General features: G+C 40.1%; 1 protein-coding gene. It reads left to right on the top strand.

Translation table 11 applies throughout. From position 1 onward, the window contains the following. Window positions 1-593: aldose epimerase family protein (locus COZ07_RS00855; protein WP_406606720.1), on the top strand; the 593-nt coding region annotated here is incomplete at both ends.

Raw genomic sequence — 593 nt, 5'->3', positions numbered from 1 at the left:
TGAACGTTAAGTATGAATTATTTGGAACAACTCCAGAAGGGGAAAAAGTCGGAAAATTCATTTTAAATAACTCCCAAGGGGTTACGGCCACGGTAATGAGCCTGGGCAGTACCATTATCTCCCTTAAAATGCCTGACCGAGAAGGAGAAATTAAAGAAGTAACTCTCGGATTTGATAATCTTCAACAATATTTGGCTGGTCATTCTTATTTTGGTGCCGTAATCGGTCGTTTTGCTAATCGTATCGCCAAAGGAGTTTTTCAGTTGGAGGGGGTTAGATATGATCTTGCTCGTAATGAGAATGGTCTGAATCACCTGCATGGCGGGAACCAGGGATTTGATAAGGTTATCTGGCAAGCTGAGAGTTTCGAAGACACTGTTTTAAGCGGAGTGACCTTCTCTTATCTCAGTTCAGATGGAGAGGAAGGATACCCTGGAAATCTAAGAGTGACAGTAACCTACAGTCTGAATGAAGATAATGAGTTTAAAATTGAATATGATGCTCAAACAGATAAAACGACTATTGTAAATCTAACTAACCATACTTACTGGAATTTGGCTGGTGCAGGTTCTGGAACAATTATGAATCATCAG

The sequence above is a fragment of the Candidatus Infernicultor aquiphilus genome (assembly GCF_002784285.1).
Classification (GTDB): Bacteria; Atribacterota; Phoenicimicrobiia; order Phoenicimicrobiales; family Phoenicimicrobiaceae; genus Infernicultor; species Infernicultor aquiphilus.
The sequence above is the reverse complement of the archived record's forward strand: the minus strand, read 5'-3'. Positions and strand labels throughout refer to the sequence as shown.